Origin of the sequence: Micromonospora sp. NPDC047465 (assembly GCF_040643125.1) — a bacterium.
Taxonomy (GTDB): domain Bacteria; phylum Actinomycetota; class Actinomycetes; order Mycobacteriales; family Micromonosporaceae; genus Micromonospora.
Window position 1 is genome coordinate 22,872 of sequence record NZ_JBEYTP010000008.1, and the last position, 23,172, is coordinate 46,043.

Below are 23,172 nucleotides of genomic sequence, written 5' to 3' on the forward strand. Positions count from 1 at the left end.
CTGGAACTCGCCTGGCTGTAGACGGCCATCCGTTTTCCGTGCTGGTCTGCCTGATGCGCGCAGGTCAAGTCCTATTTGGCTTGTCTTGTGATCTTGTAGGCGGGTAAAGGCTGTCGGCACCGTCGGATAGCCTGCGTGGGTGCCTTCTCGCACCCCTTCGGCGACCCTGATGATCGGCCAGTTCGTGGAGCACGCCCGCATGCCCGGGATCGGCCGGGTAGCGGAACGGGCCGGTGACCAGGTCCGGGTCGACGCGTTCGAATCGGTGGCCTCGCCGGTCGCCGCGTCGTGGTGGGTGCCGGCCGAGGAGTGTCAGCCGGTGCGCCTGCTGGAACAAACCCGGGTGTATTGGCACGACCCCGACACCGGTCGCTGGCTGGCCGGGCGGGTGATCGGCGGTGGTCCGGATTTGTACTTCGTACGCATCCCGAACCGTGACCGCGACTTCCAGGTACCGCAAGAGGACCTGCGGGTGCGGTGGGATCGCCGGATCCAGTCTCCGGTGGAAGTCCTGGCCGCAGGCGCCCACGAGTCGCCTCACTTCCGGGACGCACGGCTGCCCATGCTCGGTAGCCTCGTGGCGCAGCGGGCAGCCTGCGCCAGTCTGCCGGCACTTCTCTCCGCAGGCGTCGAGATCTATACCCACCAGGTTCAGGCCGCCATGACCGTGCTCAGCGACCCGGTCCAGCGGTACCTGCTGGCCGACGAGGTGGGGCTCGGGAAAACCATCGAAGCTGGTCTGGTCATCCGACAGCATCTGCTCGACCGGCCCGCGTCCCGGATTCTCATCGTCGCGCCCGACGTGCTGCGCCGGCAGTGGCAGGCCGAACTGAAGGCCAAGTTCTACATCGATGACTTCCCGGCCGCCACCGTGCGGATCACCAGCCACGAAACCCCCGACCGGTGGCCGGAATACCATGGCTTCGACCTCGTCATCGTGGACGAGGCACACCGCCTATGCCGCACCGACGACCCGAACCAGAGCCCGTACCGCGACTTGACCCTACTGGCCCACTCGACGCCGCGGCTGCTGCTGCTGTCGGCCACCCCGACCACCGCCCGCCCCGAAACGCACCTGGCCCTGCTGCACCTGCTCGACCCCACCCTCTACCGATGGCAGGACCGTGCCCAGTTCACGGCCCGGTTCCAGGACCGCAGAACGCTGGCGAGGGCGGTGCACAGTCTCGACGCGGACTTCGAACCACTGATACCCAGCGCCATCGACGAGATCGCGGCACTGATCCCGGAAGACACCGCCTTCCGACGGCTCGCCGACGACGTGACCGGCCTGCTCACAGCCGACGGGGACCTGCAGGACGAGGCCCTTCGACCCGTACTGCGCGTGCGGGTGGATGGCCTTCGCGCGCACATCAGCGAGACCTACCGGCTGCACCGCCGCGTCATCCGGCACCGCCGCCACAATGTCCTCGCCGCCAGCGCCGACTCCGAGGCGCTACCGTTCGAAGTCACCGGACGTCGCCGACCCGAACCCATCGCTATGCCAGCCGGGCGCGCCATGCGCGCCTGTGACGTCCTGCTGGGATGGCAACAGCAGGTGAGCCACTGGCTGCTGGACCAGGGAGCAGAGCAGCACGCCGGCGCCTATGGCCAGGTCCTGGCCGTCCTGTCCTCTCGCGTGGACGACCTGACCCAGGACCTACATGATGCGCTGCGCTGGCGGGTGCACCGCGACGAAGCCGCAGCCACCCGCGCCGGCCTCACCGCCGACGAGCGGCACCTGCTCGCCTCGCCCGCAGTCCTGGCAGCGGACGAACTCGCTCTCGACAAGCTCGCCGACGACCGCGGCGAAACCGAGTTCGACCCGCGCCCACTGACGCGTGCGGCGGCCCAACACTGCCGAACAGTGATCTTCTGCGGTGCCGGTAGCCTCGCCGGCCGACTCGCGGACTGCTTCAACGACCGGAAGGGCCTCAACATCCACGAGCACTCCCACCGGCGCAGCGCAGAGGACAACGCCGCGGCCGTCGACCAGTGGCGCGCAGACGGCGGCGTCCTTGTGGCCGACGACAGCGCCGAGGACGGGGTGAACCTGCAGGACGCGGACGCCGTCATCCACGTCAGGCTGCCTTGGTCACCGAACCGGTGCGAGCAGCGACTCGGCCGGATCGACCGGTTCGCCGGAGTCTTCGGTGCAGCGCGGCAGCCGGCACCGCAACTCGTCGTCCAGGTCGGAGTCGACGATCAAGACTTCACTACGGCCTGGTCCGCGCTGCTCACCCACTGCGTCAGGATTTTCGACGACTCGGTCTCCGCCCTGCAGGAAGCCTTGGACGGGATCGCCGAATCGGTCTGGGAAGCAGCCCTGCGCGATGGCCCTGCCGCCATGCTCCGCACCGCGACCAGCGTGACCGAGACCCTAACCCGGGAGCGCCGGGACATCGACGGCATGGACATGCTCGAGGCCGTGCACCAGGCGGCGCTCGGTCGCAGTGTGGCGGAGTCCACGAACGCCCTGGAAGTCGAATGGCGGCAACACGAGCGGGCGATGCGCGGTTACGCCGGCGACAACCCCGGTGGGTTGCGCTTCCGCTGCCGGACCCGGGTGGACGTCCAGCACGCCCTCCGGTTCGAGCGTGGTCCGCTGCTGGTGTCCCCCCGGCTGCTGTCACTCGCCGGGCACGCTGTACCCACAGCGGCGATGGAGGGCACCTTCAACCGCAACACGGCGCTTCGCCACCCTGAGCTTCGACTCCTGCGGCTGGGCAACCCGTTCGTCGACGTGCTGGCCCGCGTGGTCACCGTCGACGACCGTGGGCAGGCAACCGCGTACTGGCGGCGTGGGTATCACGGTGTCGCCCCTCAGCCATACTTCGGCCTGGACTTCCTGGTCGAGGCCGACATCGATCCGGCATTGGAGACCGTCGCCGACCGGGCCGACGCCCAGCGGGCACTGCGCCGGCAGGCAGACGTGATCTTCCCGCCGTTCCTGCAGCGCGTCTGGCTGACGGCAGGTGGCGAAGTCGCCATCGTGGACCGACAGTTGCTGGCATGGCTCGACGCCCGCTACAGCCCAGAGCGCGGAGACGTCAACCTCAGCGACGCCAGAGTCAACGCACTATGGGAATGGTTCGGCGGCCCCGACGCGTTCGCCGCCGCCGCCCGGCAAGCCGAACAGCACGGCCGGATCGAACTGATTCGCTCGGCAGACCTCCTCGCTCGCGGACAGCAGGCGCGAGCGGAGGCAGAGCGCGCCCTGGCGATCCGGCAGGCACAGGCCCAGGCCCGGCAACGAGCGGGCCGCCTGCTGTCCGACACCGAGAGTTATCTCGACGACGTCAATGTGACCTCCGCTCTGGTCACCGGGCTTGGCCGGCCCCGGTTGCGACTGATGGCGATCACCTGTCTCGTCGGCGGCCCATTGCCGTTGGAGCCGCCGAGTGTCTGACGCCTGGGCCGACGCGCAAGCACTGTGGTCGCTGTGGCCCGACCCTGAAGCCGCCCACCCCACGGATGCCACCGTCACCCGGCTCCGCGACGCCCTGGGCGGTCTGGCCAACGGTGAGACGGGTTGGCGTGACGCGGCGGCCCTTACCCGCCAGATCCTGTTGGAGCAGCAGGCACGCCGCCACGGCAGTTGGCCCTTGGAGGTGCCTATCGGCCCGGCGTTGCCCAGCCGAGAACAGTGGGAGCAGGCTGGCTGCCAGGCGTTGACCACACCGGCCGGGCTATCGCTGACCGCCCAGGCATGGCATCCGCCCACCCCATCGGGGGAGGCGAACCAGGCTGCCGACCAGGAGATGGCCGAGGTCTACGCCGGACAAGCAGCCACGCCGCCGCCGCATCCTGCCGATCCGTTCTGGACGCGAACCCTCGGCCCGCGCTACCAGCACTACACCTCCGTCGGACAGCGGGAAGCAGCGCGCTCCATCGTGACGGCGCCGCCGGGCAGTTGCCTCATCGTGTGCCTGCCCACCGGCCAGGGCAAAACCGAACTGGCCTGGGCGGCAGCCATACCCGCGACACGCCAGCGTGGAGTGGCCGTCATCGTCGTGCCCACCATCGTGCTGGCCATGGACATGGAGCGCCGACTCCGCGGACTGCTCGCCGAACGCGGCGAGCACGCCAGCCCCAGCGGTCACTACGCCTACACCGGCGGCCTCGCCGCCGACATCAAGCAGGCCATCCGCCGGGACATCCGACAGGGCCGCCAGCGGGTGGTCATCGCAGCGCCCGAAGCGCTGCTGGGTGGCCTCAACTCCGCGCTTGACACCGCAGCGCGCCAAGGCCATCTCACTCACCTCATCATCGACGAGGCGCACCTCGTCGAACAGTGGGGCAACGAATTCCGTCCCGAGTTCCAGGCCATCGCCGGACAACGCCGCACCTGGATCACGCTCGCACCGCCGGGGCGCGCGCCGGTCACCCTGGCCATGAGCGCCACCCTGACCCGCCAGCAGATCCACACCCTCCAGCACCTGTTCGGCACAGCAGGATTGACCGAACTGGTATGGGCTGCACAGACCCGGCGCGAGCCCAGCTACTTCATCGACGAGTACGAAACGGAAGCCGCTCGCAACGCTGCCGTCCTGCACGCCGTCAGCGCCCTGCCCCGACCGATGATCCTCTACACCACGCGTAAGCGCGACGCGCAGGCATGGGCACAGCGGTTACGCGATGCCGGTTTCCGGCGCCTGGTCGTGGTCACCGGCGACCTCGACGACACCGCGCGCCGCGCCGCCGTGATGGGTTGGCGCGGTGAAGACGCTGACGGCCGCCCAGCACGCACTCGCTACGACATCGTCGTGGGCACGTCCGCCTTCGGACTCGGGCTCGACATGGCCAACGTCCGCACCGTTATCCACGCCTGCGTACCGGAGACCCTCGACCGCTACTACCAGGAAGTCGGCCGTGGCGGCCGAGACCGCCGCCCCGCGATCGCCTACCTGGCCAGCGCACCCTCCGACTACCCGCTCGCCACCCGGATCAACCGAGAGGTCGTGATCAGCGCCGACAAGGGCTGGGACCGCTGGGGCAGCATGCGCCGATCTGCGACCAACCTCGGCCACGGCACCTACGACATCGACCTCGACACCCTGCCGACCTATATCCCCGAGGAGTCCGGCCACAGCCGCCAGTGGAATGTGCGCACGCTCAACCTGATGGTGCAGGCCAAGCTGATCGCTCTGGAAACGCCACAACCTCCGACACGGCAGCCCGAAGAACCCGAGGAACAGTGGCAACGCCGGCTCGACGAGTACCACGAGCGCTCAGACGCCCGCGTCATCGCGCATGTACGCGACGGGCGCACCAACGACCACGCCTTCTGGCAGCAGACCTTTGAGGCGCAACGGCGGCTCGTGACGACTGAACAGACGGCGGCGCTGGCACACCTACGTCAGGTGATCAAGGGCGACCGGTGCCTCGGTGAGATTCTCTCCGGCTACTACCGCGTACCGTGGTGCGGCGGCACCCTCCCCACCACCATCAACTGTCGGGGCTGCCCGGCGTGTCGACGGCGCACGCCGTCGCGGGCCGGCGGCGGCTACTACCGCAGTGCCGGCGAGCCGCTGCCCGGGATGGTGTGCTGGCCGAACCAGCCTGACCCTCTCGAACACCTGCGGGGCTCGGCCAGTTGGATGAGCCTATGGTGGCGTGATAACGCCATTCGCGACGACCTTCTGCCGCAACTGCTGACACAACTCGCCCGCCGCGGAGTGTCGGTGATCGTCGGACCCGGCGCCAGCACGGAACTGACCGTGGAGGTACAGCACGGTGCTTGGCCGAGGCCCGTCATCGTGGACAGCGATGCCAGTCTGGTCGACGGCTACGGCGGACCCCTGATCTGGGTCAGCGACGAGCGGCCCAGCCTCCCGCTGGAGGTCCGAACCCGGCTGGCGGCCGGAGCGCCGACCTACCTCGTGCACCCGCGCGAGTTGCCGGATCCCGAACATCCCCACCTGCGGCTTTGTCAAACCTGCGACGTGTCCCTGCCGATAACAACCGCACTCGGAGCGCTGTAAATGCCGATGCTCAACGACCCGGCTTCCGTTCCCACCGCGATGTGGATCATCACCCGGCACCTCGTAGGCTGCCCAGGACGACGGCAGAACCGTCAGACCTTAAAGGCCACCATAAGCCCGGTCAGCCTGCTCCCCCCAGACAAGAATGACAGCGACACCACTTTCGACTTCGCCGTGAAGACTCTCCTCGACCTCGATATCGCCGCCGAAGACGGGGAGCAGCTCGCACTCACCGACGTGGCGAAGAGGCTCACACCCGACGACGTAGCCGCCTTCGACGACCTCCTACGCCGACAAGCGCTCGACCCCAGCCGAAACGAGAACATCGCCGACAGCGGCAACCAAACAGGTCCCAAGGATCTCGTCCGAGCGCTGTCCTGGTTTCTCACCCTGGACCCGTACACGCCGATGAGCCACGACGACGTCGTCCAGGAGCAACGCGGAGCGTTTACCGAGAATCTCGGCAACCCCCTCGTCAACAACTTCCGCTGGAATCGGTTCACGTACTGGGCCCCCGCACTAGGATTCGCCGCACCACCACTCATCCCACGCACCGGAACGAAGAGCCAGACGCTGGTCCCCGACTGCACGACTGCAGTGCGGCGAACGATGCAGGCCAAATGGCCGCCCGGCACGCGCCTTCCCGCACGTGACGCGGTCGCCGTCATCATCGACGAGTTGCCCGTCCTGCCGGGCGGGCGCTACAGCGTGGCGCTTGGCCTGGCCGCCGACGCCCCCGACGTGTCCGCGGCGCTATCCTTTGCGCTGCTCTGCGCCGACGAGTACGGATGGCTGCAGCTGCGTCGCCGCTCCGACGCTGACGATGAAGTCCTGCTCGTCGACCCCGACCAATCCAACGGGACCCGGCGGGTGACGCACCTCGAGATCATGGAGCCCATCGATGAGTGACTTCCGGCAGCACCTGTGCTGGTCCCCCCTCACCGCCGGGCACACCATCAACACAGAGGCGGTTTCCCCCTCTCGGGCAGTCTTCTTCGCTACCCACGCACCGCTGCGTATCCGCCGGCGTCACCCTGAGGGGCGCGTCGACGCCCGCACTACCGAGGTCACGGAAAAACAGGTCTGCCAGGACTTCCTGGAGCGGCCAACCGCGAACGGAGTCCTGCTCATGCCGGTCGTGGGCGAGTCGGGCGCCGGCAAGTCCCACCTGGTGCGATGGGTCCACGAAAAGACGCCCGATACCCCCACACGATCCGTCATCTACTTGCCGAAGACCAGCACCAGCCTTCGCGCCGTCGTCCGGACCTTGCTCGACAAGCCCGACATCGACAGCCCCGAACTTGCCCAGCTGCGCGCCGACGTTGATCGGATGAGCACGGAACTGGACCAAGCCGCCCTCGAACGCCGGCTGATCAACGAACTCTCTGAAGCGGTGAGCACTGCCGACCCCAAACCAGGCATCGCCAGGATGCTCGCTGGACCTCATCGGCTCGCCGCCGTGCTGCTCGATCCCTACATTCGTGACTACCTGCTACAACCAGGCAAGCTGATCCCACGCCTGGCCGCTGCCCTCCTGTCCGACCAGCACGACGGCCTGAACGACAGGCCGACCCACTTCACCGTCGATGATCTTCCCCTTGATGTGGCCGACATCAACCTGGCCTCGGACAAAGCTCGCCAGGTGCTAGGGCATTTGTATGGAAAGCCCGAGTTGCAAGTCGCTGCGGCGGAGATCCTCACCGAACAGTTACCGGCGGCTGTCACCGCGGCATGGAACATCGGCGGCGGGCGCCTTCAGGAGGCGATGCTCGAAGTCAGGCGGCAGTACGCCCGCCAAGGCAAGGAATTGCTACTTCTCATCGAGGACTTCGTGGTCCTACAAGGCGTTCAACGGGACCTTCTCGACGCCCTCATCGAGGTTGGTGTGCGCGACGGACGCACCGTGCTCGCGCCCGTACGCACGCTGATGGCCGTGACACCGGGCTACTTCGGCCGACTTGCCGAAACCGTCTTGACCCGGGCAAAAGCTGCGACACCTTACATCTACGACCTCGACATCGTCTTCGATGTGTCGGAACGGGGACAGGCGGAGGTCGCGGCCTTCGTCGGGCGCTACCTCAACGCGGCACGGGTGGGCCGGGAACGGCTCGAGGAGGCCGGCGTCGGGGCGGGTGCCGAAGCCCCGAACCAATGCGAGGATTGCCCGTACAAGCAGCCATGTCACTCGGCGTTCGGCGTCTCGACCGAAGGACACGGGCTCTACCCATTCAACCGGCATGCGCTGCGGCGGGCCATACGCGCCCGCCCGGCACACAACAGCCCAGACTCCTTCAACCCTCGCGCCGTCATCGGGGAAGTCATTCGACCGGTACTGGTGGAACACGCCGAGGCGCTCGCGGCGGGAACCTTTCCGGATGCGAGATTCCGCGAGGACTACCCCACCGCCACCTGGTCCGGGGAAACATTCCTCTACGGCGCCATCAAGACACAGATCGACGAACTCGATCCGACTGGCAGTGAACGCCGCCAGACCTTCTTGGAGTTTTGGGGCGACGCTCCCGAGGAATTGGTCAATCTGTCACCCGACCTGCACCACGCCTTCGGCATTAGTTTGCTTGACCTCGCCGAGCGATCGGATCGGATCATCCGCGGGCCGCAGCGCCCACCTGCCGGCAGATCGACCGCCGGGCGCGCGGCCCCGCACCCCTCCGGAGTGGATGCCCTGCCGGCGCGGATGCGGAAGATGGTCGACGACCTGGAGAACTGGCAAGGCGGCGGAGGGCAGTTGCTGCAAGGTACGGCGCTGGAGTTGCGGACGATCATCAAGCAGGCGGTGGTGAGCCAGTGCGCGTGGAGCGAGCCGGTGATGGCTGAGCCGCTGGCCGCGCAAGTGGAAAAGGCATGGCCATCACGCTCTATCGTGGTGTCGATCGAGGACGCCGAGGGGGAAGGCATGGTCGGCACCAGCGACGCGCCGATCAAGTTCAAGCGAAGCCCGCGCAACGCCACCTTCTTTCAGCAACTGCTGCTGGCCGCCAATGGCGTGACCGCCGGGAATGCGGGGGCCATCCGGCGCCTGCACCGCATCGCGAGTCGGCATCAGCGAGACCTGCAGCGCGCCGTCCTTCGCGCCCGGTCGTTCTCCGACGAGGACCTCGTCGCCGCCATGCGCGCCTCCCTGCTCGGCGCCGTTCTCGCCGGCCGCGCGTGGCCGGACATGGCAAGTCCTGCGTTGCTGGACGCCGTCCTCGATGACGGCGCCTCGTGGAAACGCAGCGACGTTGACGGCTGCGTCGCGCCGTGGGTGGCGCTCTGGGAAGCCCACCGGGCCGCACGGCGCGAACTCGTTGCGAGGTTGCGCGAGAGCGTCGGCTATCGCCGCGGCACTCGAGGCGATGTACGCATAGTAGACGCGGCCCGGGCCATGCCGTTGCTCGCTCGCGCGGCCGAGGAGTGGGCCTGGCGACCCGATCGGCTGCCGGAATGGGTGGCCAAGGAGGCCGTAGCCGGATTCGCCAAGTTCGCCGACCTCGTCGAGGCGCAGGCCGCGCGGCTGCGCGAGGACGTCGCCGACATCCGTCGCGGCCTTCCCGCCGGCGTCAGCGGCAGCGACACCGTGGCCGCGGTCGAACAGGCGCTTGACGACGCGCTGCGCGAAGGGCTCGGCCCCGACGATCTCACAGCCTTCCGTGCCCTCGTCGAGGCCGCCCGCCACTGCGACTGGCGCCGAGTCGATCGACTCGAACGTCATTTGAACCAGATCGAGTCGCAAGCCGATGCGGACGTGCGCTACAGGGCCACACTGAGGCTGGTAACCGCCTACCGGGGAGACGATCTGCGAGTCATCCGTCAGTTCCTGACAGCAAGCGACGCTTGGCTGACGCGACAACTTGCCACGGCCCAACGGCGGGCTGGCGGATCTGGTGCGATCGCTGCTGTGCGGGTGCAAGACTTCCTCCGCCGCTGGGGCACCCTCGGTGGAGGTGCGCGTTGACCCTGAACTCGGTGTTGGACAAGGCCCGGGCGTTGAGCGCCCAAGCGGACAGACTCCGGGTAGGCGCAGCGGCGGAGGAGAACGCCAAACGGATCCTGACCAGGCTGGAGGAACTCAACGCCGTGCTTGACGAGGTCGAAGCGGCGTTGGGCGCAGCGGATCGGCTTCGTGAGCGGGGCGTGGACCTGCCCGCGGTTCGCCTTGCCCTCGGACGTGAGGCGCTTGCACGGTCGGCCGGGGACGCCGGCCTGCCCCCCATGCGGGCCTTCACCTCTGCCAAGGAGAAGATCGAGGGCGTCCGCCGCGACGTTCGCCTCAGCCTGTCGCAGGCGTGGTCGCAGTGGACCACCGCGCGGATGGCGGAATTGGCCCTGCACCGCATGGTCATGCTTCCTCCCGTGGAGCGGCGCACGGAAGAAGCGCGGTTGAGTAAACTGAACAAGCTCAGAAAGGTCGATGTTCCGTCTCGCTCCGACGTGGTCGAGTTCGCCGCCGTCCACGCTGGCCTGAAGGAAGATCTCGATGCGCTCAAGGATCCGGCTCCCGAACTGCAAACGCTGCTGACCCGCCTAGGGCAGCGGACAACGCTGGCCCACCTGTCGGACGACGACATCGCGCTGCTGCGCCGGTACGAGGTCGCCGACCAGATCGAAGTACAAAGGAGAAGTGGGTGACACTGCGGCGTGACGGTGGCTTCCTGTCGACGATCCTCGACGACTTGGAAGACCTCGAACTGCCGCTACTGACGTGGGGCGTCACCACAGGCAGCCTGGCCCACGACGAGGTCATGACCGTCATCGCCGAACGGCTCGGCGACCCGGACGCACCCACCGACGCCAGCGCCGACCAGATTCGCGAGGCTTTGCTCGACGCCGCGCTGCTGTTCTCGGTGCCCAACACGTCCCCGAAGCGCTACCGCACCCGCATGGGTGAAACGGTCCGGCTCACCAGCCGACTCCGACAACTGTTTCCCCTACGTCAGCCCGCCGCGCCACCGCCCCGATGGTGGCAGCACGGCAAGACACTCGTCGCCGACTTCCGGCTGCACGTCAACCGGCGCCGCTACCCGAGTCGGAACATCTCCGCCGACGCTGCGCTGGCCACACTCGCTGAATTGCCGGGGTGGTCTGATCACGACACGGCCATCGCCCGAGCGCAACTAGGCGACTTCGACTTGGCTGGGTTCCAGATCGAAGGCACGACAGCTGTCCTGAGCGACGTCAGGTCTCGCCGCAACGCCGGAATCATCGTCGGCGCAGGTACTGGTAGTGGAAAGACGCTGAGCTTTTACCTGCCGGCTTTCCTGGCCATGGCCGGCCACGCCCGGGCAGGTGGCACCGGCGTGCACACCCTCGCTTTGTATCCCCGCATCGAGTTGCTCCGTGACCAACTGTGCGAGGCAGTCAAGGCCGCGCTACGCGTCAACGCTGCCCAGGAGCAGCGCGCTGCTCGCCGCCTGCGGATCGGCGTTCTGTACGGTGACACCCCCCAAAGCCTGCAGCAGTTGGAGTCCGGTACCGCGGCACATCTCAAGCGCGGCTGGGCCGAGCGCGGTACCGATTTGCTCTGCCCCTACCTGAGATGCCCCACATGCGGCGGAGAACTGGTGTGGAGCAGACAGGATCGCGCGGACCACCGGGAGCGGGTCCGGTGCACCAGCGCGTCGTGCGGCACCACAATCTCCGATCTGGCGCTCACCCGTGACACGCTTCGGCAGTCGCCGCCCGACCTGCTGTTCACCACCACGGAGATGCTCAACCGCAACTCCACCGACCCCGGCCTCGGGACCCTCCTCGGCTGGTTCGGGCCACGGCGGCCCAGCCTCGTCCTGCTCGACGAGGCCCACACCTACACCGGAATGCACGGCGCCCAGGTCGGCCTGCTGCTACGCCGGTGGCGCTACGCACTGCGTGCCCCGGTGACGATCGTCGGGCTCAGCGCCACCCTTCGCGACGCCGCCGCTTTCTTCGGCCAGCTCACCGGGCTGCCCGACGCGTCGGTGGACTACATCACCCCTGGGGACAACGATTTCGAGGAGGAAGGACGGGAGTACGCCATCGCACTGCGATCCGACCCGGTGTCCGGCGCCAGTCAGCTGTCCACGTCGATCCAGACCGCGATGCTCTACGGCCGAGTCCTCGACCTGCCCGGCCGAGAGTTCCTGCACGGATCGAGGGGGTTCCTCTTCACCGACGATCTTGACGTGACGAACCGCTTTTACGACGACCTTCGTGACGCCGAAGGGCAGCAGGGCATCCAGCGCGCACGTCGAGCCGGCAACGTGCTGGCAGGCCTGCGGTCGCCCGACGCGCAGCACTGGAGCGAGCGCTACACCGATGGCCAGTCGTGGGATCTTGTCAAGCAGATCGGCCGAGACCTCGACCCGATGGCCACCGTCGGCGAGCTCCAGATCGGACGAACCTCCTCGCAGGATGCCGGCGTCGACCAACACGCCGATCTCATCGTCGCCACCGCGTCGCTCGAGGTGGGCTACGACGACGACCGCGTTGGACTCGTCCTTCAGCACAAGGCCCCACATGACGCCGCCGCGTTCATTCAACGCCGTGGCCGGGCAGGCCGCCGCCGCGGTACCCGCCCCTGGACCGTGGTGACTTTATCCGACTACGGCCGCGACCGGCTGGCCTACCAGGCCTACGACACGCTGTTCTCGCCAGAGCTGGCCGCCACCCGCCTGCCCATCGGCAACCGCTTCGTCCTGAAGATCCAGGGCACGCAGGCCATGCTTGACTGGCTCGCCGCTATGCTGCGTCGCAACCACGTCGACGTGCGCCGCGTACTGACCGCGCCCGTGCCCGGCGCCCGGCCGATACCAGACCACTACGTCACCCCCCTGGCCGACCTGCTGGAGCAACTGCTCACCGACGCGGCGCTGCAAGACAGTCTGATCAACCACCTTCGTCGCGCTCTCGACATCAGCCAAGACGAAGCCCAGGCCCTGCTGTGGGAGCAGCCCCGCGCACTTCTACTCGGAGTCGTGCCAACTGCGCTGCGGCGGCTGCGTTCGGCCTGGAAGCCCGCAGCAGCCGTCGATCCCGGCGCGCATCCGCGAAGCCTGCTGCCCGAGTTCATCACCGGAACCCTGTACGAGCCACTCAACGTTCCCGAGGTCACCTTCGAGTTGCCGTTCACCGATGAGGAGGAAACCCTCTCGATCGAACGAGCACTTCGCGAGGCGGTGCCCGGCAAGGTCAGCCGCCGTTACGGACACCGCCGCAGCGACGACAGAACCTGGGTGGCACTACCCGACGCATCAGCGGGCGGGAACCTCGACGTCGGCAGGTTCGTCAGCGCGTTCACCCCGCAAGGTGTCTGGAGCCCGGACGGGCACCCACCGGTCCAGGTCGTACGACCCCACGTGATCGCGCTGCGCCGCCCACCCACCGACATCGACACCCGATCCCAGGGCATCCCGATCTGGGCCTCCCAGGTGCTCGCACCTACCAGCGGCCTGTTCTCGGCCGATGTTCCGCAGCCCTCCGCCTGGGGCACGCGCATCAGTGCCGTCGGGTTCGCTACCAGCGCGGCCGGAAACCCGGCAGAAGTCCGACGCATGACGATCGGTGCCGAGTGTGAGACCACGTACACGCGCCCGAACCGTACCGAGTCCAGCAGCGTCCGCTACACCCTGGACGGGCAACCAGCCGCCCTCGGGTTCCGCCTTACCGTCGACGCGGTCAGCTTTGGTCTCGCATCCCTTGACCTGCAACGCGAAACGGTCGACACCTACCTGCGCTCACCGCAGTGGCGCCTACTCGCGTTCACCACAGCTATCGCCGAGGATGCTGAGCTCGATCAAATAGCGAACACCTTCCAGCGCACTTGGCTGAGCCTGGTCTACACCACCGCGTACGCGCTTGCCGCTACCCAGCCTCACCGCACCATGCAGAGCAGCGAAGCAATCCACGCCGTGCTGCGCGGCGGGGCTTGGGGCGCTGACATCGACGAGATCCTGCGGGTGCTGTACCGGGACGCCAACCCCGGCAGCGCCGCGCCCGAGCGGCTCGTCACCACGCTGACCGAATTGAGCCGGCACCCCAAGGTCATCGAGCGGTTGGACCATCATGGGCGGCTGCTGTGGGCCGACGAGGTCGCCACTAGCAGCGGCGACCTCGCCCGCCGGGTCTACCGGGACACCATCGCCGCGGCCATCCTCGCCGCAGTGCAACGCGCCTGTCCTGATGCCCAGGACCGCGATCTCATCGTCGACATCCAGGAACCGACTCAACCCGACGCTCCTGCCACGATCTGGCTCAGCGAGACCTCCCTCGGCGGCCTGGGTATCGTCGAGCAGTTCGCCACCTACTACGCGCAAGATCCACGCCGCTTCTGGGCCCTGGTCGACAGCGCGCTCGGCCCCAGCGACCACGAACATGTGCACGAGTCACTCGTGCGCCTGCTCGACCACGTCGTTACCCACCCCACCAGTGCGGCGGCGCAGGCCATGGACGGGCTCCGGCAGGCGCGGTCAGCGCACGACGCGGACCATGCCCTGCGCCAGTTGCGTGAGGCATGGACCGCGCTCGACGGTTACCCGCGCCATCAAGCAGTCGCCGCCCTCTCCGCGCGACTACTGCGCCCCGGCAGCACCCGCGCCATAGACGCCACCACCTTGGCCCTGGTACGGGAGTGGGATGCGCTGCAGGAGCGACTCGGCCTCGAGATCGACGCCACCGCATTGGCGTATCTGGTCGGTGCGGGCCGGGTGACGCTGCCCGGCGTGAGCGGGTCAACCCTTACCGCCGACCAGGTCTTTAGCCTGCTGTGGCCCCGCGGTAACCGCGCCCGCACCCAGCACCTGCAGCACTACCAGCCCTACGCCGGGCCGCCACTGCTCGACCGGCTTTTGGTCCAGGCAGCCCACGACGAGCGGCTGCCCACCGTCGATGTCACAGGCCCGGACTGGTTGGAGCAGTACACCACCGAGATTGGCAAACGTGGTGCCCTAGCTCTCGTCGCACCCGCCAGTAGCGCGCAAGCGTTCAGGGCCGCCCTGCAGGCGGTGCCCGCGGTCGCGGTCGACCGAGACGTGCTGCGGGTATATGGGGAGGTCACCACTGTGGTCCGCGATGCCGGCCTGCTGCGGGCAAACGTCGAGATCCGCGAGGCACTGCAGTGATGCTGGAACGGATCGTTCGTACCGGCCGGACCACAGGGCTGCGCATTGACAATGTCCTGTCCGCCGTCCTTGTCGCCGAGCTCGTGTCGCCCAGCCGACTGCTATGGCTGGTGTCGCCGTGGATCAGCGATGTCAACGCCATCGACAACACCACCGGCGGCTACGACAGCGTCTTTGTCGAGGCATCCAACCGCACGTATCAACTGTCGGAGGTCCTCGCACTGCTGACCCATAGCGGTGCAAGCCTTAATGTTGTCACCCGCTCCGATTCCCACAATGACACCTTCCTGGGGCGCCTGCGGCGCCTCGCCAAGGCTGAGAACCTTTCCGTCGTCCAGGACGACGACGTGCACGAAAAGACCTTCTGTGGCGACGAGTGGCTGCTCACCGGATCCATGAACCTTACGGTCCGCGGAATGCGCATCAATGACGAGGCTGTCACCTACAAGATCAGCGAGCAGGTCGCCGCTACTACCCGGCTCGACCTGCGTCGGCGCTTCGGGACGGCGTATGCACACTGACCCCACTGTCGATGACTACTCCCTCGCCGTCGACGTCTTCATCGAGGCCTTCTTCGGCCCCGCCAATCCGGTGTGGTCGGACCGCGATCCGAACTCGGTCATCGGCCGCCGCCTGGCGCCGTACCTTCAGGTCCTTCGGCACGGCAGCGGCGTCCCTATCGTCCTGCCGCGACAAAACCCGCAAACGCGCCAATGGGTCGCCTACGTCATCCCGCGGCATGCGCGTCACGCCGGCGCAGTGTCCGAACTGCTTCAAGCATTTGTCGGTCCTACCTACGCACGGTTCGACGGCCTACCCACGCAACTGGCTGACGAGGACCCGATCGACCAGGCCGTAGTGCGTTTCGCTGGCCACCGCCTTATATTCGTCATCGAAAGCCCGCGAGCCGTCGAAAAAAGGATGTGGGATGCCCTACGCCTGCTGCAACAGACCCTCGCTGTACGGCCGCACCGATCGTGGCATGCACCAGTTCCGGTAGGGCGACTCCTGGCACAGTTTGAGATCGCACTGGCCTCAGGTGCCAACGCCGCCTCGGCCGCGATCCTCGACCAACTCACCGCGACCGGTGGGCTGAACGCCACCAACCTCAGCCATCTGCGGATCAAACGGCTCGCAAAGCTCGGACGAAGCAGCGAGATGCTGCGGTTGCCCGATCTCGTCGACGTGGCCACCACGAGGCCACCCGCCCCCGTGCGGGACGCGATCCTCGGCGCCGTCTACGCGACGGCACTCGCTGAGCCTCTATCCACCGGCGACTTGGAAACGGCCAGATCGCGCCTCATCCACGCAGGAACCATGGTGCCAGCCCTGATGGAAGGGCCCCTTACTGACCTCAGACCACAAGCGCTAACGGTGCTCGCCATGGCCGCCTGGGTCGCCGACAGCACACCCATTGGCGAACTCCTCCGCCATAGCCCAGAAATGCTCGCCGCGGTGGAGCAGTTGGCTCCCGACCTCGCTGCTCATTACCGGGAACCCGCGCCCACGGCAAAAAGCGACGGCCTGCCCGATGGCGACCAGCCTGAGTCGGCCGATACCCCAGCCGGCCCCAAGTCCTGGCTAGAATGCATCACCAGACTTCCCGAGCATGACGCAAATCGCGAGATCCTCGACCAGGAGTTGTGGCGTTCCTGGGCCCCGGCGGCCGACGCCGACAACGACATCGCCGCAGCCCTCCAGCAACTCGACGACGAAGCGGCCGGACGCGTCTGGCACCTGGTCGGTGCCTTCGTCGATTCGGATCAGTACCGACGACCAGCCGCCGAAACGGCCCGTGAGCTTCTCAGCAACGCCCTCACACACAACCGCTTCAGCCCAGGTGATCTCGCGGGCATCGTTGCGCTGGCCGAGATATTTCTCCGGGCGAGCCCAGACGCTGAGACATACGCGCGGCTGCTCGACGACCTGGCCGCCGAAGCGACCCGGTGGGTCGGGCCCGACCGCGCCACCGTCGTGCTCGACCTGGCCGACCTCCTAGCCAGCGCCTCCTGCCCCGACGAGGAAGCCAGGCTTCGGCTTGCTTATCAACTTCTACGGCCGCTCTCCGACCATCCCAAGCGGCTCGACGCCGATCAGTTGACCTTCGCGGCGCGGCTGAGTACAGAACTAGGCGCAAGACTGACCTGGCCTCAACAGGATGACCTAGGCACGGCCAGCATTTTGCCTGACATACCGGCACAAGATCTGCTGTTGTACTCCCTCGACGAAAAGGTCCTCGACCGCGTGCGCGCGGAACTCCAACTGCAAGCCCCCCAAGTCAGCGTTACCGTAAGTCACGACCACGTCGGCAGCCGGCAGCTCAAACAGTGGACCCGGAGGGCCGACGCCATCGTCCTGGCCACCCGATGCGCAACTCACGCTGCAACCGGGTTCATTCGCGCCCATTGCAGGCCAGACGCCATAGTGCGAGAAGCAGACGGGAGCGGATCAGCGTCGCTGCTACGCGCCGCCACGATAGCTATGACCCGCCGGTGAGAAGGTCCGTGATAATCGAGTACGTCGTAACTGACCAGCGCCCCACAAACGTGAACTGGAGCTGCGAGGAACGGCGCTCCTCCTGACCCAATGCCTTCATCCGAGCAGAGTCAGCTGGGGCACCGCCTTCAGGGCGATTCACCACCAGCGGCTCCTGACCTTGATCTCGCGCACGGGTATCTCGGAGGGATGTAGGGGGCGTTCGACGACGGGGCGCATCGTGTGGGGTGTGATGCGGTCGCGTTCGTGCTCCTCGGCGAACCGGGCGGCCTGTTCGTGTTCGCCGAGGTTGTCCAGGGCCTTGAGGAGATCAGTTACCAGGATGTCGAGGCGGTGGGTTTCGGCTTCGGCGGCGAGGAACCGTTCGTGGTGGGTGACTGCCCGGTGACCGCACCACTGGCGTAGTAGTTCGTGACGGGGCCGGTCATGGCGGCGGTACCAGTCGTACTCCCATTCCGGTGTCGTCGACCGGCTGTCGCGGCCGACGCGGTAGTCGTCGCCGAACTTGCATTTGTGGCGGGATTGGGCTTCCTGCTCGATGACGAGGTCGAGGACCTGGGTCGGATGGGCACGGCACGCGGCCTCGACCAGTTGGAGGGTGCCGGCCGGGGACAGGATGGTCCGGCCGTCGTGGTCGAACCATTCAGCCGAGGCGAGGATGTCGTCGATCGGGCCGTCGATGATCTCGCTCAGCCGGGCCCTGTCGCGGATGTCGGTGGCGCATGACACCGGGGACCAGAGGAGTTCGGCTACGTCATCGCTGCTCAAGAGGCCGAAGATCTCCTCGACGCAGGCTTGCTCTGTGCGATCGAGGCTCAGATCGTCGATGCGTTGCCAGTTCGCCATCAGCGCGTCGAAGGTCCCGACCTCGTTCCACGGCACCCGCAGCCGCGACCCGGGGACCTTCTCCACCCGTTCGTCGGGGTCGTCGAGGAATCTGATCTCGAGGCGGGCGCTGTTCTTCTTTGGCTCGACGGCCAGGATGCGGACGCGTTCGGACGGTCCGTGGTCCGACTGCCGGTACGCCCATTCGTCGCCGACGGTGAAGCGGGAGGGGTCGATTCTCATCCAGCCGTCCTTCGGGTAAGCGTCGCTTGTTGCGTGGTATCGGGTCGTGCTGGCGGTTCGCGTCGCGATGGCGGCAGGTCCTGGCGCAGGCTCGTGCGCATCCGGCCGGTGTGTGGTGGCGGTTGAGGTGTGGACGCACTTCAGGCGCCGCGGTCGAGCAGCCCGTGGTGCCACGATTCGGCCTGTCGGCGGATGCCGGCGTGGGCCTGCCGGTCGTGATCAGGGCGGTGCTCCTTGCGTGGTCCGTGAGCGCTCCAGTCACCGAGGAACGGGCGCAGGTCGTCGGGTCCGGGTTCGGGGTTGTAGTTGATGTCAGCCAGCACGCGGGGATTGCGGATGGGGTCGATCCGGTCGGCGGCGGCCCTGCCCCACGCGACCCAGCTGGCGAGGTACCCGTCGGCGCCGGTCCGCCCCTCGGCCGCTTGTTCAAGGGCGGTGCAGAACGCGCGGATGTCAGCTGCGGTGGTCCACGCCTGGTAGGCGTTGCGGAAGGTTTCCGCGCGGATGTTGTCCGTGGCCCGGACGCGGGCGTCGGCCATCGCGGCGTGCCATTGGGCGAGGGTGGCCTCCTCCTGCCGTCTGCGCTCGGCCGCGGCTTCCTCCTGCCGCCGCCGGTGTTCGGCCTCGGCCTTCTCCCGCGCGGCTTCGGCTGCCCGCCGTTGCTGTTCGTCGGCGGTGACGCCAGCCTCGAACCCTTGGATGATCTGCGCGACGCGCTGCTCCAGGCGTACGCGAGCGGTGTCGGTCCAGGTGTCCCGGTTGTCGTGTCCGGCCCGGGCGATCTCCAAGCGGAGCCTGCCGGAGTCGACGACGTCGAACTCCGCGGGTTTCATCCACGGCCGCAGGCGCAGCACCTTCAGCTCCTCGGCGGTGGGTTCGTGCGGGACCTGGTCGCATTCCTCGGTGAGGGTGACCGTGCGTCGGACCTGCCCGGCCTGGAGGAACACCCGCGGGTGTTTCGCCTTGGTGTTGACCCCGAGCCGGTGCCCACGTCGGGCTGCCTCGCCGGCGAGTTGCCGGATCAGCAGCAACGCCCGGGGCAGTAGGTCCGGGCTGACGGCGAGGTTGGTCGGGTCGGCTTCGAGGGCGCTGAACGCCAGATGCGGGTCGGTGGTGACACGTCGGGTGTTGAGCCGGATCCGGTTCCAGTCGGTCTCGTCCGGACCGGCGTCGGTGTACAGGCGGATGACGATGTCGCCGGCGTCACGGCCAGTGTGGCGCAGATGGTGACCCGCTGGCACAAGTCCCTGCTGCTTGAACGCGTGAATGATCCGCCGGTACCGGGCACGCGTTCCACTGTCGGGACTCTCGATACGGACCATGCCGCCCTCGTGCTGCAGGCGGTCGAGCAGTTCGCGAGCCGATCGCAGCAGATCAGCCGACGAAGCGCCGCCAGCGATGCCGCCGGATGCCGGCGTCTCGGACCGCGGGAGGGAAGCACGGTGGTCGGGATGATCGGGATGGTGGCCATGCTCAAGGTAGAAGCGACCGGCATCGGTCGAGCACGCCCTCCACACCCCTGCCTTGCGTGTCACCGTCACCAGGTTCCGGTCCTGGAGCGCACGCGCCGACCGGCGGTACACAACGCCGTCCGGGCCGCCGAGGTCATCGCCGCCGTGGATCCGGCGAAGCAGGTCGAGCTGCCGCTCATTGAGCGAATCCCATCGCTGCACCACCCGACAGTAAGGGGCGCGGCGTACTCGATGGAGCTGGACACGGCTGTATGTTGCATCCCGGTCCGGAGAACGGACCAAACCAGCACGCTTCGCCTGGTCCTGCCCGAGGCCCCTATACCTGCGGGCAGCACAACGTCCGCACATCCAGCAGGCACGGCTGACAGAAAGTGTCAAACCTCGGACATTCATTATGCGGGATCCACGCCATAACGCCCTGTAATACATGAAGAGCTGACACTTGGTTCACTAAGGCGGGCCGCAACATCGATGACCTAGTGATTGAGCTACGGGGTGACCGCCACCCGAGCAGGCAGTACCGGCCGGCAAGTCACTAGTCAGTGCCGGTCCTCCAGTTCCTCGAAGTAGGAGTTGCTAACGCTTTTGAACCTCGTTGACCTCTCGGTACGCCAGCGCCTCGAGCGCGTCACGGAAGGCACCGAAGTCGCTGATTGGCTCGGTGGTGTCTTCATCGAGCTCGAAGTCGCGCCGCATAGTCCGAATCTGGCTCTTCAGCGCCTCCGCGTCGACCGAGTTGTCCAAGGCGGCCTCGATGTCCTCGAGGAGCAGCAAGCCCTGTTCCTTGCTGGCGTTGGTGGGGTGATCCAACAGGAATGACCGCTTGATGCGCTTGATCTTGGAGCTCGTCTTCTCCGTGGTGATCTGTCGCATGGCTTGGCGCTGCCTGCGGCCGAGCTCACGGAACAGGACCCGGAAGTTGGCGTCCAAAACTTTGGCCGCGCCGGTGAGAGTCTCATCTTCCCGCACCGAGTCCAGCACGCTGCGGGCGAAGCCGACCTTATCCAGATGGAATCCCTCGAGCTTTGCCTTGGCTGCGCGCTCGAGCGCCTCGTGGGTGCCCGAGCAATCCTCGAAGCTCACGTCCTTCGGCTTGAGGGTGCCTAGCTTGGCCGACTCCAAGGGGTCGAGGAACTCGCCCGCGTATCGCTTGACGGCTGCGATGCCGATCGGAAGTGGAATGAGGTCCTCGATGGCGACGACGCCGCCAGGGCGAGTGCTGACCAGAGCATCAGTTGGGAGCTCACCCAACTGCAGGATGAACTTCGCGTCGATCACAGGCTTACCGTTGGGGCCCTTCCTCAGCGACTTGACCGCTTGGTCGCCGGAGGTGTCGCTATCGAGCAGGACGATCACGGCGGGCCGTCAACGTCGCGTCCCCTCGCGAGATACACCAGGTAAGGGATGTGCGGCGCAGACCCGGCGGGCACAAGCGTCACCGTGTTCAGGTCTAGGCTGTCGGTCGACGGGGTTTCTTGCCGACGCAACCGCGTGGACATCCCGGCCAGCATGACCTGATCGGACATGCCCTCCAACATCACGTTGCAGTTGCTGATGAAGGTGGTCTCGGCCACGAACCCACCGAACGCCGAGCGCAGTGGTTCGTAGTGATTACGGGCAGCGTTGCGCACCACGCGGGTGCCCTCGTCGCCTTCACCCTTCTCCAAGACACGGATGCGCTCACCGTGGTTCTTGTCGATGAGGAATGGGGAGTGTGTGACGTAAACGACCTGGCAGGAGGACCGCGTTGGTTCCTGCGGATCAGCGAAGTCTTCGAAGATTCGCAGCAGGTCCTGCTGGCCAGTGCTGGACAGATAGGCGTCCGGTTCGTCCATCAACAGCACCTCGCGAGCGCCCGACTTGGGTGGCTCGTGGGCGAGGTACTGCACGAAGTAGCTGAGAAAGTACTTCAGACCTCCACTGCGTTCGTCTGCGGAGTACTCCGTGCCGGTCCGATCACGGATCGTAAACACCAAATCTTGGTCGCGTAGAGTCACCAACAGCTGGAAGTGCAAGTCCTGAGACCACCACTTCGGAAAGTTCAGCGCTGCAGAGAGCCCGCGGTTAATCCGCTCTACAATTCCGTTCGCGAAGCCGTCCTTACCCTCCTCAACGGCGTTGAGGAGTTCCTGGAAGGCAGTCCGATCGATCCGAGCGACCTTGAGTAACAGGTCGTCTGCGAGCGCGAGCTGCTTGTCGTGCTCGTCGTTCTGGGTGCTCGCGCTAGAAAACGTGCTCAGGAGCGTCGGCGTAGCCGCCGTGACGCCCTCGGGCGAGCCAAACCAAGACTGAGCGTTCTCGAGGATCGTGTTCACCAAGCCCAAGCGGGTCTTGCGAGGACTCGTCTGCAGTGATCGCTCGGCCGCCGCCAGGTATTTGATCGGCACACTCTGCGGCAGCGCGATTGTTGCATCGATCTCGAACCACTGCGGCATGAGCGCGTCGAGGGCCTTCTTGTCCCTGACGGGATGCTTGGTCCAGTCCTCGCCCTGCCTGACGTAGACGACTGGGTCCTTCCCGCCGACACGGAACATCGAGAAGCCCTCGGTGTCATCGTCGAGCTTCACCTTGCATGCCTTCCCCAGCATCTCGAGATCGTTGAGGTCCAGTTGTTTGAACTCAAGCCCGAAGTCGGGGAACGCCATGGCCCTGTTTACCGCGAAGAACTGGGAGTAGCGGCAGAAGTCGCCCCGCTGTATGCCTTTCCCGGTCAGCCCGTGCTTGATCGCCGACAGCAACTGGCTCTTGCCTGACTCGTTCGCGCCCACCACGGTGGTCACGTCCCGCTCGAGTGGCACCTTGACGAACGGATACTGCAGCCCGTCCGGCTCCAACACATCCCACGGGTCTGGGGCGAACTCGCGGTGCGCCTTGCGGAGATAGTCGAAGTTGAACGAGCGAAAGAAGCGGATGTAGACCGCGGAGATGTACATCCATGCCCACTTTCGGCTCGAGGCGATCAGCAGCGAGGGGCCATGCTACTGCGCTGGTGCGACAACATCTGCCCGCCAAACACCTTGGGTCGAGTTCCCCAGTACGTTCCGGGTGAGCCGTACGCCCCTG

Annotated in this window: 12 protein-coding genes; 8 read left to right on the forward strand and 4 right to left on the reverse strand. The window is 66.8% G+C overall.

Annotated elements, in window-relative coordinates:
• Positions 1–139 precede the first annotated feature (139 nt).
• From dpdE to dpdD, 8 genes are read left to right on the forward strand one after another with little or no spacing between them, the layout of a single operon-like run.
• The gene (gene dpdE / locus ABZ793_RS10175; protein WP_357454839.1) at positions 140–3,406 is read left to right on the forward strand and encodes a protein DpdE; all 3,267 of its coding nucleotides are present in this window, start codon (positions 140–142) and stop codon (positions 3,404–3,406) included.
• On the forward strand, positions 3,399–5,981 hold the full coding sequence (gene dpdF / locus ABZ793_RS10180) for a protein DpdF (RefSeq protein WP_357454843.1): 2,583 nt from the start codon (positions 3,399–3,401) through the stop codon (positions 5,979–5,981). Before dpdE ends, dpdF begins: the two co-directional genes overlap by 8 nt.
• Positions 5,982–6,890: a protein DpdG gene (gene dpdG / locus ABZ793_RS10185; protein WP_357454846.1), complete on the forward strand. Its 909-nt coding sequence runs from the start codon at positions 5,982–5,984 to the stop codon at positions 6,888–6,890.
• The gene (gene dpdH, locus ABZ793_RS10190) at positions 6,883–9,936 is read left to right on the forward strand and encodes a protein DpdH (RefSeq protein WP_357454849.1); all 3,054 of its coding nucleotides are present in this window, start codon (positions 6,883–6,885) and stop codon (positions 9,934–9,936) included. Before dpdG ends, dpdH begins: the two co-directional genes overlap by 8 nt.
• The gene (locus ABZ793_RS10195) at positions 9,933–10,610 is read left to right on the forward strand and encodes a hypothetical protein (protein WP_357454852.1); all 678 of its coding nucleotides are present in this window, start codon (positions 9,933–9,935) and stop codon (positions 10,608–10,610) included. The genes dpdH and ABZ793_RS10195 overlap by 4 nt, the downstream gene beginning before the upstream one ends.
• Positions 10,607–15,073: a protein DpdJ gene (gene dpdJ, locus ABZ793_RS10200; protein ID WP_357454855.1), complete on the forward strand. Its 4,467-nt coding sequence runs from the start codon at positions 10,607–10,609 to the stop codon at positions 15,071–15,073. Before ABZ793_RS10195 ends, dpdJ begins: the two co-directional genes overlap by 4 nt.
• Entirely contained in the window at positions 15,073–15,594 is a 522-nt protein-coding gene (dpdK, locus tag ABZ793_RS10205) for a phospholipase D-like domain-containing protein DpdK (protein ID WP_357207563.1), read from the forward strand. Before dpdJ ends, dpdK begins: the two co-directional genes overlap by 1 nt.
• Complete coding sequence (gene dpdD / locus ABZ793_RS10210; protein WP_357454860.1) at positions 15,584–17,569, forward strand: protein DpdD; 1,986 nt, start codon at positions 15,584–15,586, stop codon at positions 17,567–17,569. The genes dpdK and dpdD overlap by 11 nt, the downstream gene beginning before the upstream one ends.
• A 138-nt stretch (positions 17,570–17,707) precedes the next feature.
• On the opposite strand, the gene ABZ793_RS10215 is transcribed toward dpdD, so the two are convergent.
• From ABZ793_RS10215 to ABZ793_RS10230, 4 genes are all read right to left on the reverse strand, one after another.
• Positions 17,708–18,637, reverse strand: coding sequence for a hypothetical protein (locus ABZ793_RS10215; RefSeq protein ID WP_357454863.1), 930 nt, complete (start codon positions 18,635–18,637; stop codon positions 17,708–17,710).
• Positions 18,638–18,777: 140 nt separating this feature from the next.
• Positions 18,778–20,310: a hypothetical protein gene (locus tag ABZ793_RS10220; protein ID WP_357454866.1), complete on the reverse strand. Its 1,533-nt coding sequence runs from the start codon at positions 20,308–20,310 to the stop codon at positions 18,778–18,780.
• Positions 20,311–20,685: 375 nt separating this feature from the next.
• Positions 20,686–21,465 (reverse strand): hypothetical protein, encoded by a 780-nt coding sequence (locus tag ABZ793_RS10225; protein ID WP_357454869.1) that lies wholly within the window; start codon positions 21,463–21,465, stop codon positions 20,686–20,688.
• Positions 21,462–23,042, reverse strand: a complete 1,581-nt coding sequence (locus ABZ793_RS10230; RefSeq protein ID WP_357454872.1) for an AAA family ATPase — start codon at positions 23,040–23,042, stop codon at positions 21,462–21,464. Before ABZ793_RS10230 ends, ABZ793_RS10225 begins: the two co-directional genes overlap by 4 nt.
• Positions 23,043–23,172: the final 130 nt, after the last annotated feature.